This window comes from Mucilaginibacter frigoritolerans (assembly GCF_007830615.1).
Classification (GTDB): domain Bacteria; phylum Bacteroidota; class Bacteroidia; order Sphingobacteriales; family Sphingobacteriaceae; genus Mucilaginibacter; species Mucilaginibacter frigoritolerans.
This window is the reverse complement of sequence record NZ_VLLI01000005.1, coordinates 79,960-94,802: the sequence shown is the minus strand read 5'-3', so window position 1 is coordinate 94,802 and position 14,843 is coordinate 79,960. Positions and strand designations below refer to the sequence as shown.

Annotated in this window: 15 protein-coding genes; 8 read left to right on the top strand and 7 right to left on the bottom strand. The window is 38.5% G+C overall.

Features of this window, described 5'->3' with window-relative positions:
- Nucleotides 1-519 precede the first annotated feature (519 nt).
- Nucleotides 520-1,512 carry a hypothetical protein gene (locus JN11_RS09545; RefSeq protein WP_144912014.1) on the top strand — a complete coding sequence of 331 codons (993 nt, stop codon included), beginning with the start codon at nt 520-522 and terminating at the stop codon, nt 1,510-1,512.
- A 69-nt stretch (nt 1,513-1,581) separates the two neighbouring features.
- Here the strand turns inward: JN11_RS09545 and JN11_RS09540 are convergent, their stop codons facing one another.
- Nucleotides 1,582-1,872: a hypothetical protein gene (locus JN11_RS09540; RefSeq protein WP_144912012.1), complete on the bottom strand. Its 291-nt coding sequence runs from the start codon at nt 1,870-1,872 to the stop codon at nt 1,582-1,584.
- Nucleotides 1,873-1,965: 93 nt separating this feature from the next.
- Here JN11_RS09540 and JN11_RS09535 point away from each other — a divergent pair, with 93 nt between their 5' ends.
- Entirely contained in the window at nt 1,966-3,114 is a 1,149-nt protein-coding gene (locus tag JN11_RS09535; protein WP_144912010.1) for a tetratricopeptide repeat protein, read from the top strand.
- On the opposite strand, the gene JN11_RS09530 is transcribed toward JN11_RS09535, so the two are convergent.
- Complete coding sequence (locus JN11_RS09530; RefSeq protein WP_144912009.1) at nt 3,111-3,695, bottom strand: riboflavin synthase; 585 nt, start codon at nt 3,693-3,695, stop codon at nt 3,111-3,113. The two genes, JN11_RS09535 and JN11_RS09530, sit on opposite strands and share 4 nt — an antisense overlap.
- A gap of 86 nt (nt 3,696-3,781) precedes the next feature.
- Complete coding sequence (locus tag JN11_RS09525) at nt 3,782-4,279, bottom strand: SRPBCC family protein (RefSeq protein WP_144912007.1); 498 nt, start codon at nt 4,277-4,279, stop codon at nt 3,782-3,784.
- An 82-nt stretch (nt 4,280-4,361) separates the two neighbouring features.
- On the opposite strand from JN11_RS09525, the gene JN11_RS09520 reads away from it, so the two are divergent.
- Complete coding sequence (locus JN11_RS09520) at nt 4,362-4,817, top strand: NUDIX domain-containing protein (RefSeq protein ID WP_144912005.1); 456 nt, start codon at nt 4,362-4,364, stop codon at nt 4,815-4,817.
- Between the two features lie 38 nt (nt 4,818-4,855).
- Here the strand turns inward: JN11_RS09520 and accC are convergent, their stop codons facing one another.
- From accC to JN11_RS09505, 3 genes are all read right to left on the bottom strand, one after another.
- Nucleotides 4,856-6,334: an acetyl-CoA carboxylase biotin carboxylase subunit gene (gene accC, locus JN11_RS09515; RefSeq protein WP_144912004.1), complete on the bottom strand. Its 1,479-nt coding sequence runs from the start codon at nt 6,332-6,334 to the stop codon at nt 4,856-4,858.
- A gap of 465 nt (nt 6,335-6,799) precedes the next feature.
- Complete coding sequence (locus tag JN11_RS09510; protein ID WP_144912002.1) at nt 6,800-7,303, bottom strand: c-type cytochrome; 504 nt, start codon at nt 7,301-7,303, stop codon at nt 6,800-6,802.
- A gap of 94 nt (nt 7,304-7,397) precedes the next feature.
- On the bottom strand, nt 7,398-8,483 hold the full coding sequence (locus tag JN11_RS09505; RefSeq protein WP_144912000.1) for a DNA topoisomerase IB: 1,086 nt from the start codon (nt 8,481-8,483) through the stop codon (nt 7,398-7,400).
- 155 nt (nt 8,484-8,638) lie between these two features.
- On the opposite strand from JN11_RS09505, the gene JN11_RS09500 reads away from it, so the two are divergent.
- From JN11_RS09500 to JN11_RS09485, 4 genes are all read left to right on the top strand, one after another.
- Nucleotides 8,639-9,052: a hypothetical protein gene (locus JN11_RS09500; protein ID WP_144911999.1), complete on the top strand. Its 414-nt coding sequence runs from the start codon at nt 8,639-8,641 to the stop codon at nt 9,050-9,052.
- 132 nt (nt 9,053-9,184) lie between these two features.
- Nucleotides 9,185-9,985, top strand: a complete 801-nt coding sequence (locus JN11_RS09495) for an AraC family transcriptional regulator (protein ID WP_144911997.1) — start codon at nt 9,185-9,187, stop codon at nt 9,983-9,985.
- Nucleotides 9,986-10,039: 54 nt separating this feature from the next.
- A complete protein-coding gene (locus JN11_RS09490; RefSeq protein ID WP_246138978.1) occupies nt 10,040-11,719 on the top strand; it encodes a serine hydrolase domain-containing protein in 1,680 nt (559 codons plus the stop codon).
- A gap of 149 nt (nt 11,720-11,868) precedes the next feature.
- Nucleotides 11,869-13,038 carry an acyltransferase family protein gene (locus JN11_RS09485; RefSeq protein WP_144911995.1) on the top strand — a complete coding sequence of 390 codons (1,170 nt, stop codon included), beginning with the start codon at nt 11,869-11,871 and terminating at the stop codon, nt 13,036-13,038.
- Nucleotides 13,039-13,056: 18 nt separating this feature from the next.
- Here the strand turns inward: JN11_RS09485 and JN11_RS09480 are convergent, their stop codons facing one another.
- On the bottom strand, nt 13,057-13,533 hold the full coding sequence (locus JN11_RS09480) for a pyrophosphohydrolase domain-containing protein (protein ID WP_211360714.1): 477 nt from the start codon (nt 13,531-13,533) through the stop codon (nt 13,057-13,059).
- 219 nt (nt 13,534-13,752) lie between these two features.
- Here JN11_RS09480 and JN11_RS09475 point away from each other — a divergent pair, with 219 nt between their 5' ends.
- The gene (locus JN11_RS09475) at nt 13,753-14,787 is read left to right on the top strand and encodes a DUF6515 family protein (protein ID WP_144911993.1); all 1,035 of its coding nucleotides are present in this window, start codon (nt 13,753-13,755) and stop codon (nt 14,785-14,787) included.
- Nucleotides 14,788-14,843: the final 56 nt, after the last annotated feature.

Here is a 14,843-nt window from a genome sequence, read left to right as displayed (position 1 = left end):
CCCAAAACTAAAGTTTTGGGTTTGTTCTTTTCGTTTAATCCTATATATTTGGGAAACCCAAATCCCTTATTAATGCAATTATTAAATCACAAAATTCATTATTCCCAAAGTCAACTATTGGAATTCTATTTTTCGAAATCCTTTATCTTAATTTTTTGGCCAGGTGCTATTATTGATTTTGCTACTTGTGCAATTTACAAACCACATGCGTCGGACACAGCGCCTGCCCCGGCAACACCACCGGCGCCAACTACAACCACAACATCCTCAAATTAAAATTAGTATTAAAAAGACTTACGGTGTTTTTGAAAAACGCCGTAAGTCTACTTTTTCCAGTCTGGATAAAAAATATAACAATCTCCCTTATTCTAATAAAATGGAGATTATCTCGAAAATGAATTGATAAATTAAATAAATTACCTGCACATTTGCGATATGCTTTGCAAACCTATTTTAGTCTTTACAAAAAGGCAATAAGGCATTAACAAAATATTTATCATTAATCATAAACTACCTATTTTGAAAAACAACAAATCTATCCTTTTTTCAATATTAGCCCTGGTTCTTTTAACCTATACATCCGCATCTGCGAAAGTTAATTATCTAAAATACAAAGACACAACTGTTAAAACCTTAGACACAACTTTATACGATTCATTAGTACTAAAATTGGCTAATGGAAAAAGCAGCAGATGGCCTGTAAAAAATGCTCCTTATCCTTTGCCGGGTGCTATATTACCATTTTACCGGGTGGTAGCCTATTATGGCAACATGTATTCTAAAAACATGGGGGTGCTGGGTCAATATCCACCAAAAGTGATGTTAACCAAATTGCAAGGTGAAGTAAAGGTTTGGGAAAAAGCAGATCCCAATACACCAGTAAAACCTGCCTTACATTATATCTGCGTTACTGCACAGGCTTACGCTGGTGCCAATGGCCTGCACAACCTGCGCATGCCCTTTAAGCAGATTGATAGCGTAATACACATGGCGCACTCTATAAATGCTATTGTATTTTTAGATCTGCAGGTAGGTTTCAGTACGGTTGAAAAAGAAGTTCCGCTATTAGAAAAATATTTAAAAATGCCTAATGTTCATTTAGGCATTGATCCGGAGTTTTCGATGAAAGAAGGCAGTATTCCCGGTAAAAGGATAGGTACTTTTGATGCAGAAGATGTTAATTATGTAAGCAAATACCTGGCATCATTAGTAAATAAGTATAACCTGCCGCCTAAAATTTTCATTATACACCGCTTTACCAAAAGAATGGTAACCAATTACAAAAACATCAAACTACGTCCTGAAACTCAATTGGTAATGGATATGGATGGCTGGGGCGGTCCTGATTTGAAAAAGGGATCTTATTTTTACTTTATAGAGCAGGAACCGGTACAATTTACAGGCTTTAAGTTGTTTTATAAAAATGATATAAAAAATGAGCCTCACCGTATGTTAACACCGGCCGAACTACTGAAATTAAAACCTGCTCCTATTTATATTCAGTACCAGTAACTGAGACTAAAATACTCCCTGCAAATATTAATAAAGACCTGCGAAGCTTATTCGCAGGTCTTTTATTATTTAGTGCTTAGCTAAGGCTTCCTGCTCTTTTAGCGCAGCAATATTGTTGTTATCACTAAACTTATCGGTTTGTGAAGCAAAATCCTCCAGAATACTTGCAATAGTATCAAGGTTATCAGTTACACGCTGGTGCATGTCGGGCAGGTCCTTTTCAAGGCGTTTATCCCCTAACTCTATATTGTCAACTTCAATTTTTGCCAGTTTTTGAATAATGGCTTGTTGACTATTTTTCAAATCTTCCAATTCATGGACAATCTTTTCCATCAATCCGAACTTCTTTAACTTATCCATATTTGTTATGTTTTGGTAATGTTTAAGGAACATCATTTTCCGGAAAATGTTTGACAATTTGGATTTATCACATTTAACTAATAAATTAGTTAAATGAAAAAAAGTGTACTCACTACCATTCTGATAACCTTGTTTAAATTATTAATAGCCCAGCCAAACACTAAAGCTGCCGACTCACTTTTGCTTGAATATTATCAAACGCAACGATTTTCTGAAGCTGCAGATTATTTGAAGAAAACACACCCCGAGCCCGTAAGCGATGTGAAAATATTATCAGGTCTGGCATATGCTTCACAGATGGCCGGAAGGCTCCCTGATGCTGATGGATATTACCAGCGTATTTATGATGCTGATACCACCAATATAGCTGCGTTATTTAATCTTGGCAGTATAAATGCCCGCCGCGGAAACGATGTTAAGGCTATTGGCTACTACAAAAAAATATTACTTAAAGACAGTACGAACTTTAATGTATTGAAACAAATGGGTACTCTATCACAAAATGCAGGGGACATTCCTGGTGCAATAAAGTACTTACATCAAGCCAACAAAATTAACCCTGTTGAACCTGACGTGGCTTATGATCTGGCGACCTTTTACCTCAACTTTAAATTTTATAAAAATGCCGATACCGTTGTAGACATTGCCCTTAAGGCTGATACCGGAAACCTATTGCTATTATTTGCAAAGGCGCAAACTGTATACCGCCTGGAACAGTACCCGGAAACTGTTGAAGTATGCAATAAGCTTATAAAGTCAGGTGATCAGATCAGTGTGGTAATAAATATGTTGGGGACTTCATATTTTCATCTTAATCAATATGTTAACAGCATTAATACTTTTAAAATACTGGAACAAAATCAAACACCGAGCGAAACGTCATACTATTATACTGCGATGAGTTATAAAGCGCTGAAAGACCAAAAAATGGCCATAGTTTACTTTGATAAGGCCATTAAAGAAGCAGTATCACCTAATGCGTGTTCATACTACAGTGAAATCGGCGACTCTTATGATAAAATACATCAGCTTAAGAAATCGGTAAATGCCTATGAAAAAAGCTTATTATACGGAGTGAAGCCCATAACATATTATGCACTGGCAAACATGTATGATACAGAACTAAGAAACAGGAAACAGGCTTTACAAAACTATAGAAAGTACCTTAAAAGTAATCCGCCACAGGAGCAGCAGTCCTACGTAGCTTATGCCAAAAGACGAATGGTTGAACTAACGCATTAACGCTGCATTAAACGCGCAACGTATTTTCCTATAATATCAAACTCCAGGTTTACGGTTGAACCTTCGCGCACATGTTGCAGATTGGTATGTTCAAATGTATAAGGAATTATAGCTACCGAAAAACTATTGATTTTTGAATTAACAACTGTAAGACTGATGCCGTTTACGCAGATAGAGCCTTTTTCAACCGTTACATTGCCGTTTGAGGCATCGTACTCAAAAGTATATTCCCAGCTGCCATCTAATTCCTTAAAGGCGGTACAGATAGCCGTTTGATCTACGTGCCCTTGTACAATGTGGCCATCCAGGCGGGCATTCATTTGCATGCAGCGTTCCAGGTTAATCAAATCGCCATGTTTTAAATGACCCAGACTGGTTTTATTCAGCGTTTCTTCAATAGCAGTTACGGTGTGTTTACCATCTGCCAGTGCAATAACCGTTAAACAAACACCATTGTGGGCAACAGACTGGTCAATTTTCAGCTCTGATGAGATAGATGATTCTACTGTGATATGTAAATTTCCCTGATCGTGAACCAAAGAAGTAATCTTTCCTAAAGTTTCTATTATTCCTGTAAACATGTTGCGTAAGTCTCCTTAAAATGGAGTATTTGCTGGCAAAACTAATTAAATGCCATTAGCTTTTTGTCAGCCTAAAGCTTTTTATTCTATTTGAAATTGCTGCTTACCTCCAGCTTTTTATTGCGGAGATCAACACCGCCTTCCAGTACCGATTTCAAGTTGGCCAAGTAAAAGGTCCACCCTATCTGGCATTGTACAAAAAGGTTCTGTGAGGGGTCATTTTCCAATGGGATGTTTTCCTGTAAAAGTTCAACAATGGAAACGCCATTACGGCTATAAATACTGATACTTACCGTACTACCACCAGAAAAAGTAAACTTTATAAAATCGGTTCCGTTAGCTTCCAGTATCTGACCCTTTTCTACCATATCATCATCATAACCAAACCAATACCACTCGTAAGTATCCTCTTTTAAAATAAATTCATCCACCTCGCGCAGGCGTAAGGGTACGGTGTAATAATTTGCTTTCCGTAAAAACCATTTCTCAATACCTTCCGTAGTTGCCCACGCTTCATATAAGCTTCTGATGTCAATATTATAATCGCCGGTTACCTTAAAACTTTTCCACTTGCTGTCAATCATATCAAATGTTAAACTTTTGTGTTCAAATCAAATTTAATGATAATAGCTTTGAGTTTTATTAACTTAGTTTTAAATCTTACCCATGTCCAAACAAAGTGCCGGAATCTTACTATTCAGAAGAATTAATAATCAATTGCAGTTTTTCCTGGTGCATCCTGGAGGGCCGTTCTTTAAGAATAAGGATCTGGGCACATGGTCTATCCCCAAGGGTGAGTTTTTAGATGATGAAAAGGCCCTTGATGCCGCCAAACGTGAGTTTTTTGAAGAAACCGGCTCCTCTATTGACGGTGATTTTATCCTGTTAAATCCGGTTATACTAAAAAGTGGCAAAAAGGTTTACGCCTGGGCGTTAGAAGGTGATATTAATCACGATAATATAGTAAGTAATCAATTTGAGATAGAATGGCCGCCCAAATCAGGCAAAAAACAATCATTCCCTGAAATTGATAAAGGGGCCTGGTTTGATTTCGAAACAGCTAAGCAAAAAATCAATGCAGCACAGGTTGCGTTTGTTGACCAAATAATGAAATCGTATTAGGCTTAAAGACTTTAATATTCCTGACTAAATACCCAAAACTATCCTCTCCTGTTTTTAACCCAATTGGAGTCTTCGGTTTGTATGTTGTTATTTATTGCCACGGCTTTGGCATTCAGCAAGGTTTCCATAACCAAAGCAGCGATTAAGGCCTCTTCCTCATTACCCTTATTTAAACTGCCAGGAGTAAAATATTTGCTTACAAAGTGAGTGTCAAAATTTCCGGAAGCGAATGCTTCATGCTGCATTACAAATTTACCGAAACCTAATGTGGTTGTTATCCCGGTTATTTTATACTCATCAATAGCGCGAATCATTCTATCTATTGCTTCTGTTCTGTCTTTGCCGTAGGTTACCAGCTTGGCAATCATCGGGTCGTAGTAAATAGGGATTTCCATACCCTGTTCAAAACCATCATCTACCCTTACACCAGGCCCTTTTGGGGTGATATAGGTTTTAAGTGTACCGATATCAGGCAAAAAGTTATTATCAGGATCCTCAGCATAAACCCTCAGTTCAATTGCATGGCCATTTATCTGTAAGCCATCCTGTTTAAAGCTAATAGCTTCTCCTCTGGCTATTTTGATCTGTTCTTTAACCAAATCAATTCCTGTTATCAATTCCGTTACCGGATGCTCTACCTGTAAGCGGGTATTCATTTCAAGGAAATAGAAATTCAGATTTTCGTCCATTATAAACTCAACCGTACCGGCTCCGCTATAATTAACCGAACGAGCCACATCTACCGCACATTTGCCCATTTGCTCCCTTATCTGGGGTGTTAAAACTGATGACGGCGCTTCCTCTACTACCTTTTGATGCCGGCGTTGCACTGAACAATCACGCTCAAATAAATGCAGGATGTTACCATGTGTATCACCTAACACCTGTATTTCAATGTGCCTTGGTGATGAAACATACCGCTCAATAAACACTGAGCCATCCCCAAAAGCCGAAACAGCTTCGGATACGGCCAGTTGCATTTGTTCTTCAAAAACAAGCTCACTTTCAACAATACGCATGCCCTTGCCACCACCACCTGCAGCTGCCTTAATCAGAATAGGAAAACCAACCTCTACAGCACGTTTTTTAGCTTCATTAACATCTGTTATAGCCTCTTCGGTACCAGGTACCATAGGAATGTTATATTTAAGGGCGGCAGCTTTGGCTGAAAGCTTATTACCCATCACCTCCATCGCTTCGGGCGAAGGACCTATTAGTATCAGTCCGGCTTCTCTTACTTGCCGGGCAAAAGCCGCGTTTTCACTTAAAAAGCCATAACCCGGATGTATAGCATCTGCCCCCGTTTTGATGCAAGCATCAATTATTTTTGAACCCACTAAGTATGACTTATTTGATGGTGCCTCGCCAATATGAACAGACTCATCCGCATAACGAACATGTAATGCATCCCGGTCGGCATCCGAATAAACTGCGACTGTTTTAATACCCATTTCGCGGGCAGAGCGCATTACTCTTAAAGCAATTTCTCCACGATTGGCAACAAGAATTTTCTGCATAGTATAAACTCAAAGGTAGCAGATTTATTGAATTTTGATTATCTGTTAACCAAAGTATACAAGTCTAATTTATTATTGGCTTAAAAGTTACAAACATTCACCAATGTACTGTAACCCAATGACTAAATAACCCGTACAATTAAAAAAACAAACTTATCATAAAATGGATGCTATCATTTTTCTTGTAAAAGTTTTATTATGTTTTTCTGTAATCTTATTCCTCGGAGTGTTATTTTTCAGTTATCTTAAATACCTGAAAAGAACCTACTGGCCTAATTGGAAATTCCCGGATTATGTTAGTGTGGGCTACGCTGAATATCTTTATAAAAAATATATAAAGAGAGCTGAAAAGTAAGTATTGTTTTAAACTATGTTTTGCTGCTTAGTTTATTTTATATTATAAACAGCAATCCTCTAAAACAAGACACCCCTTAGCATAATGCTAAAGGGTGTTTTTTTATGCTATTAATTATTATTTCCCGGAGGAGCAGGTGGCGGCGGAGGAGGCGTTGTTCCGGGAGCTGCTGGAGCAGGTGGCGGCCCACCCGGACCTCTGTGTATTTCGGGCATTTTAACTTCAGGATGTGATTCACCTCGGTGACAAGAGTAGCAATTTACTCCAGATTCAGCTATCATTCCTAAGGAATCTTTTTTAGCTTCAAAATATTTTTCGTTGATTTTGTTCATCATCTTGAACATTTTACGAGCCATTTCTTTTTCAGGCTTAGCATCGCTGGCAAAATCCATCTTTTTGGCAGCTTCATCACGTACATGGCAAAAGCCGCAACGTACGCCTAATGAATGTGCCCATTCATCCATAACATGGTCCAATTGCTTGTCTGTAATGTTTTTGGGTAGTACTTTCAGATTTTTAAATCCCTCTTTCTCGGGGGCCATAGAGGTTAATGAAACCACTGTTACTACAGCAGCCAAACCCAGGGTAGCTAAGACTTTTCGGTTGATCAGCATATTGTCATATTTAAGTCACCTAAATTAAATGATTAGCTTGAATCTTCCTATAACCTAAGGAGGTAATTTTTCAGTTACACAAAAAATAATGTTACTAACTCGCTTCGGCCAGCTTTTCCTTTTCCAATATGAGCAATAATGCTTTTTCGGCAGTGTTCAAATCAGCCGAATTGGTGTTTTTATCGTCATCTATTTGACTAATATATTTAAACAATGCACCATCTTCATAGCTTTTTATTACGGTTGGGTGCACGTAATACTTTTTGCAAACGGTACGCGTATTACCCAAATTTAAAGCCACTTCATCAAGCACGTTTATAATCTTTTTACGACATTCGACAACGGTTTCAAATTCGCCCGCATGTTTAAAAGCATATAGGGCGTTTACACTGCCTGCCCAGGTACGGAAATCTTTTGCGGTAAAATCCTCACCCGTAATTTCCTTTAAATAATTATTTACATCTTCTGATCCTATATTACAACGGCTTCCATCATCATTATAATATTGAAAAAGTTCCTTTCCTGGTAAATCGCGGCACTGTTTTACCAGTCGGGCCAGTTTAATGCTGTGTAATGCTATTTTATGATAAACTCCTTTTTTACCCTTAAATTCAAAATTAATAGCAGAGCCTTCAATTTTAACATGCTTGTTCATTAAAGTGGTTAAACCAAATGATCCATAGAGTTTCTTATAGGCCTCATTCCCTATCCTGATGCTGGTAAGCTCCATTAGCCTGATTACCAGGGCAACAATTTTATCATGATCGAGCTCCTTTCTACTAAGATCTTTATCAACCTGTTTCCTGATTGCCGGAAGGTAAGCCGCAAATGCCTGCAAGCGATAGTATTTGGATTGATTACGAATTTTGTTCCATGCGGGATGATAGCGGTATTGTTTGCGGCCGGCAGCATCTTTGCCGGTAAATTGCAAATGCCCGTTTTCAAATGGTGAGATCCATACATGGGTGTAAGCTGGTGGTATCACCAGATAATTAAAACGACTAATTAACGCTTTATCTTTAACCAGCTTGTTATCGGTATCATAATAACTCCATCCTTTACCTGACTTTTTCCGGGTGTACCCGGGCACGGTATCTGCCACGTAACGCAAACCTATTACTTTAGCGGTAGTTTTAGGATCACGTCCTATTTTTTCGAGTTTTTTAATCAGAAGATCCATTAATCTAAAAACAGCAAAAATGCTAATGGGTTTGATCAAATTAATTTAAATTATTAACTTTTATTATAATTAAACAAGAAAAGATTAATACCATTTGTTTATTTATTTTAAATAATTAATTTTAATCTATACTAAATAATTAACCAATAACCATTATGAAAAAGAACCTAATCCTCTGCGGACTGGCTTTGCTATGCCTTTTAAGTCAAACCAGTTTTGCGCCAGCTCCAAAAGCAGTAAATGCTGCACCTGCAAAACGCGCTAATTCTAAAAACGTAAAGCTAAACATTACCAATGCCACAGGCTATTTCTATAATAGCAATCCGGTACCCTATTCTATCATTTTTTGGCAATACGGGCATCCTGTAACAGTAATTAGCGTACCTACAGGATACAGCTCCGGGCCATATTCTATACCCGTAGGTACTTATAATGTTGAAATAAGTGGAGCCAATACGGCTACTGTAATGGTAACAGGCTTTACATCACAGGTTGGGTCGGATGTAACGTTTAATAATGTTACTTTCTCCCTGAGTGGGTCAATTACATTTGTGATTGATTTGCCTTAATAATTAAATATTGTCCCCGCAGAAATCCTTAAGACCCTCCTGCGGGGATACAAAACGACACGGATTTAATTAGTTAATTCTGTAACATTTCCCCAATCCTAAAGTCAACAAGTATGTTATATGCATACCTGAATGAATAATTTAAAAACCGGTCAGTTTTATGGCATTACAAATGAGACCATCAGGCTTGATGGTTTAACCTTAACCGATACAGAATATACCCACGAAAAGGTTGACTGGCATTATCATGAAAATGCATATTTCACTTTTATTCTTGAAGGCCGCGTAGTTGAAGGCAATAAAAAAGAAACTTATCATTGTGATGCCGGTAGTTTATTATTTCATAACTGGCAGGAATCACATTATAACATTAAGCCCAATGGCTTCACCCGTGGCTTTCATATTGAGCTGGAGAAGGATTGGTTATGCAAATACGAAATAAGCAATGCAGGCATACAGGGGAGCATTAACTTTGCAGATCCGCATGCAAAAATGCTGATGTACAACTTATTCAGGGAAAGCAAACTCGATCAGCATAATGGAGCTTTGGCTATTGATGTGCTTTTGGTTGAATTGTTTAGCTTGATGAATAACATTCAGGTAACAGGCGACAAGAAAAAGCCCAAATGGGTTGATCAGATCAGGGAATTATTGAACGATACGATTGAAGATCTAAGTTTAACTGATATAGCTAAAACCCTGAACATCCATCCTGTTCATTTATCCCGTGATTTTTACAAACATTTTAACTGCAGACTGGGGGATTACAGGAGAGCCCTCAAGATTGAGCGGGCCCTTTCGTTATTACCCAAAGCCGACCTTTCACTAACTGAAATAGCCTTTCAATGTGGCTTTGCAGATCAAAGCCATTTTATCCGCTCATTTAAATCATTACAGCACCTATCACCTTTACAATACCGAAGGCTTTTATAAAACCGATGTTAATATGGTTCTATTTTGGGACCTTATTTCACTTTAGCTTTGGGTATGAAACTTAAAAAACTATTTATGCGCCATTATTACTTTTTAGTGCTGTTAATGACTTGTTCTCTGCAGCTTTCGGCACAGCAAAATGATATTGTTAAAACACAGGGTATTACCTCGGCCTTGCACCAGAACAATATTGGCCAGATCATTTTTACGGAGAAAGCTATTACTGCTGCTGAGTTAAAGAAAACAGACTTCTTATCAGCCTATACCCTTACCAATAAAAGCAATCTGTTTATTACCGTTTTTATGGGCAACTCGCTCACCAATTACATGCATCAGTTAGCTCCTGAATTAAATGCCGATTCATTGGTAAAAATTGGCTGCTATCAATTTTCCTTATTTATTGATGATCATTTGGTGTACAGCAGTAACCTGCATCCAGGTGCACCATATGGCAGTATCAAAAACTTTGAAACCATAATTAGCAAACCTTTAATAAACTACCAGGCAGAAAATACCTTGTGGACGCAATCATTTTGGGGCAGATTTATGCATTTTGGAGGCGATAGCGCCTTAACCGAAGGGAAGCACCTGCTACGAATGGAAATACGGCCCTATGTACAACTAGCAACGCTTAAAGTGGGTAACCTGATAGCCAAAGGCGAACTAAATATAACCGTGAACCGGAAACCCAAGATCGACCTTGCTAAAATCAACCTTAACCCGGTTAAAGCTTATGATGGTTTTCCTGTTTCGACAGAAAAGCTTGATAGCAATAAAATCAAAGAGTTAAAGGCCTATATTGACGCTGCCGTATTTAAAAACATCAGCAGTGTGGTAGTTATCAAAAATGGTAAGCTGCTGGTTGAAGAATATTTTAATGGCGAAGGACGCGATACACTCCACGACCCACGCTCGGTTGGGAAATCTTTTGCATCAGCCATTACCGGCATTGCCATGGGTGAAGGTTACTTAAAAAGCGAAGATCAGACATTGAAGGAGTTTTATGATTTGAAATCATTCGACCATTATTCGCCATTAAAAGAGGAAGTAAGCATTAAAAACCTGCTCACTATGAGCTCTGTTTTTGACGGTAATGATGATATAGATGCCTCGCCTGGCAATGAAGAAAATATGTATCCAACAGATAACTGGGTAAAATTTGCATTAAGCGTTCCGGTAAGTTTAACCCGGCCAAAAGACGAATGGCATTATTTTACTGCTGGTGTAATTCTTTTAGGCGACATTTTAAACAAAACCGTTCCCGGGGGGCTGGACAAATATGCGGATGAAAAGCTTTTTAAGCCATTAAATATCAGGGATTACAAATGGCAATATACCCCGCAGCATGTACCAAATACAGCTGGTGGCATCAGGTTAAAAGCATTGGATTTTGCCAAGTTTGGTCAGCTTTATAAAAATGATGGAAAATGGAACAGCAAACAAGTAATCCCAAAGTTTTGGATAGAAAAAACGTTTACCAAATATAAAGCACTCCCTGGCAGAAATGGAGAGTATTATGGCTACCTGTTCTGGAATAAAAAATATGTAGTAAAGAATAAAGCTTACGAAACTTTTTATTGTGCGGGCAACGGGGGTAATTCCATATTTGTATTTAAAGATCAGCCTCTGGTTATTGTTATTACAGCAACGGCATATGGTGCGCCATATGCCCATCCACAGGTTGACCAAATGATGGAGCGATACATTTTGCCGGCCGTTATCGACACGAATTAATATAAAGTTCACGGTGTTTATCAGTTCATTTTTGAACACCGTGAATATCAACCCAACTCCTTTAATAATTAAACTTAGTGGCGGATGCTTTGAAAATAAAATTTAATAGTTTAATTTTCCAATAATTATTACCTGATTTTTAAACTATTATGGCCTCAACCACAAAAACAGCACCAACCACTGATGATTTAGATTCTGCCCCAACCCGGTTATACTCACTCGATGCCCTACGCGGCTTTGACATGTTCTGGATTATTGGAGCAGAAGAAATTTTTCATACCATGGCTGCCGCAACCAATCACCAATCGGCATTCTGGAATACCTTGTCGTTACAATTTACACATCCCGACTGGAACGGGTTTCATGCGTATGATACCATCTTCCCATTGTTTTTGTTTATGGCCGGTGTTTCAACTCCATTCTCTGTTGGCCGTGAGTTTGAAAAAGGAAAAACCCGCGGACAACTGCTATTAAGAGTTGTTAAAAGAACCATCTTTTTAATTCTCCTGGGCCTTTTTGTTAACAACGGGTTAAAAATACAGCCGATTGCCGATATCCGATTCCCAAGCGTATTAGGTCGTATTGGTATTGCTTATATGATAGCCAACATTATTTACCTGTATGCCAAAGAATGGGCGCAGATCTTTTGGTTCTGTTTTTTTATAGTGGGATATTATTTGTTACTTAAGTTCAGCTCTGCACCTGGCTTCCATCCTGGCGACCTTACGCCCGCCGGCAACTTTGCCTCTTATGTTGACCGAACAATTTTACCTGGTAAATTATACGTTCCTTACCCGGGTACCAAAATAAACATGCACGATCCGGAAGGGCTTTTTTCTACTATCCCGGCAATCAGCACTGGTTTACTGGGCATATGGGCGGGTACTATATTGAAAAGAAAAAACATGGAGCCAACACGTAAAGCATTATGGCTGGCTATTACCGGTGTTATATTTTTAATACTTGCTCAAATCTGGAACCTTGATTTTCCTATCAATAAAAATTTATGGTCAAGTTCGTTTGTGCTCCATGTGGGCGGGATCAGTTTGTTATTAATGTCGTTATTCTATTATATAATTGACATTCTGGGATACAAAAAATGGGCATTCTTTTTCAAAGTGATTGGTATGAACTCTATACTAATCTATATTTCAAGTCATTTTATTAAATGGACATATACTAATACCAGCTTATTTGGTTGGTTGGGGCAACTGGCAGGTCAACCCTATGGCGCCGTAATAATGGCCGCAACCTTTGTACTGGTTAAATGGCTATTTTTAAGATATTTATACGAAAAGAAAACATTTTTAAGGGTATAACTATAAATATTGGAGGTATTAAGCCTCCAATATTCCGCCTAAATCTGCCGGAGAATAATTAACAGACTTTAACGTTTTATTATCCGCCGTACGATAAACCAGGAACAGGCCATCAATTTCCTTATGGTATGATGTTGTATTGGCAGTGTTTTTGTAATGATTGATAGTGAGATTAGCTTCTTCAACTGTTTTACATGCTTTACTCATGTTGGAGCGGTGAACCTCATCAAATAGTTCTTTGAATTTTTCGCCAAGGCCAAACTCTAAAATAGCGCCCGAAAGTACATATTGCAGATCGCACAATGCATCGGCAATTTCAACCAGGTTATTATCATCAATGGCTTGCTGTAGTTCTTTTAACTCTTCAGCCAAAAGAGAAACCCTCAGTTCGCATCTTTCTTTTGATGGAATAGCCGGTTTTTCAATAACCGGATGTTTAAAAGTAGTATGAAACTCAACTACCTGATTCAGTGCATTAGTGTCTTTTATGATCATTTTTTGTTAGATATTAGTTGTATTTACTGCAATTTGTGATGACGCTAAGGTATAAATTTAAGCTATTTTACAAGGAAACCATACGATAAATTCATTTGAATTAAATGACTATAACTTCACAATTAAAAATATTAAAATAATTATTTTGCAACATTAAACCGTTGACTATTTATTAAGTCTATAAAATAACAAGCTAAAAAGCTGTATAAATTACAAATCATGAAAAGGGCATTTAAATATTTAATTCTAACATCACTAAGCGGACTAATGTGTCTGTTTTTAGTTATTCCTGCTAACGCTCAGCGTGGAGGTCACGGTGGTGGCGGAGGTCATTCTGGCGGTGGCGGAGGTCATTTTTCTGGCGGTGGCGGCGGTCACTTTAGCGGCGGTGGCCGTTCAATGTCAGCAGCTCCATCACGCTCATTTGCCCCGCGAACCAATGGCGGATTTAGAGGCACAGCCGGACATGCTGCAGTAACTAATGGCTTTCGCGGTGCAGTTGGTGTTCGTGGCGGTGTCGGTGTACGTACAGGAGTAGTTGCACACGGTGGCTATGCTGGCCACTATGCCGGAGGAAGATATTATGGCGGTCGCAGTTATTATGGCGGTCGTGGTTATTATGGTGGCCGCGGTTATTATGGACCTCATTACTGGGGTGCACGCGGCTGGTGGGGAGGTCGTGGTGGTTTCTATTGGGGCGGTGGCTTCTATGCAAGCCTTTACTGGCCACGACTTGGCTTCAGTATAGGTTATTTACCTTATGGCTATTATCCGTTTTATTGGGGCGACGCACAATATTATTACAGTAACGGTTTCTACTACCAATACAACAATAGCCAGTATACTGTAGTTGAGCCACCATTGGGCGCCGAAATAACTACTTTACCAAATAACGCTCAGCCAATCACAATTGACGGGCAGCAATATTACGAATTGAATGGAGTGTATTATCAACCCGTAACCAAAGATGATGGTTCTACCACTTATGTAATAGCCGGTAAAGACGGACGTTTAGACACAGGTAATGGAGCTAACGGACAACCAAACGGAAATAACGTAAGTGCAGCACCTCAGCAAGCTCCGCAAATTGGGGATGTGTATAATGAGTTACCACAAGATTCAAGGAAAATAAAAATCAATGGTGAGACTTTCTATGTATCGCCTGATGATTATTATTATCAAATAACTACAGATAATAATGGCAACAAGGTTTATAAAATTGTAGGTACTCCTTCAGACGAACCAGGGAATTAATAGAATTTTCTATACCCCATAAAAAAACGGGATGGTCTTTGACCATCCCGTTTTTT

Coding starts and splice junctions, on each gene's coding strand:
- JN11_RS09525 (WP_144912007.1), bottom strand. CDS start 4,279: ATGATTGACAGCAAGTGGAAAAGTTTTAAGGTAACCGGCGATTATAAT.
- JN11_RS09530 (WP_144912009.1), bottom strand. CDS start 3,695: ATGTTTACAGGAATAATAGAAACTTTAGGAAAGATTACTTCTTTGGTT.
- JN11_RS09505 (WP_144912000.1), bottom strand. CDS start 8,483: ATGGATCTTCTGATTAAAAAACTCGAAAAAATAGGACGTGATCCTAAA.
- JN11_RS09485 (WP_144911995.1), top strand. CDS start 11,869: ATGGCCTCAACCACAAAAACAGCACCAACCACTGATGATTTAGATTCT.
- JN11_RS09490 (WP_246138978.1), top strand. CDS start 10,040: ATGAAACTTAAAAAACTATTTATGCGCCATTATTACTTTTTAGTGCTG.
- JN11_RS09520 (WP_144912005.1), top strand. CDS start 4,362: ATGTCCAAACAAAGTGCCGGAATCTTACTATTCAGAAGAATTAATAAT.
- JN11_RS09535 (WP_144912010.1), top strand. CDS start 1,966: ATGAAAAAAAGTGTACTCACTACCATTCTGATAACCTTGTTTAAATTA.
- JN11_RS09540 (WP_144912012.1), bottom strand. CDS start 1,872: ATGGATAAGTTAAAGAAGTTCGGATTGATGGAAAAGATTGTCCATGAA.
- JN11_RS09480 (WP_211360714.1), bottom strand. CDS start 13,533: ATGATCATAAAAGACACTAATGCACTGAATCAGGTAGTTGAGTTTCAT.
- JN11_RS09495 (WP_144911997.1), top strand. CDS start 9,185: ATGAATAATTTAAAAACCGGTCAGTTTTATGGCATTACAAATGAGACC.
- JN11_RS09475 (WP_144911993.1), top strand. CDS start 13,753: ATGAAAAGGGCATTTAAATATTTAATTCTAACATCACTAAGCGGACTA.
- JN11_RS09500 (WP_144911999.1), top strand. CDS start 8,639: ATGAAAAAGAACCTAATCCTCTGCGGACTGGCTTTGCTATGCCTTTTA.
- accC (WP_144912004.1), bottom strand. CDS start 6,334: ATGCAGAAAATTCTTGTTGCCAATCGTGGAGAAATTGCTTTAAGAGTA.
- JN11_RS09510 (WP_144912002.1), bottom strand. CDS start 7,303: ATGCTGATCAACCGAAAAGTCTTAGCTACCCTGGGTTTGGCTGCTGTA.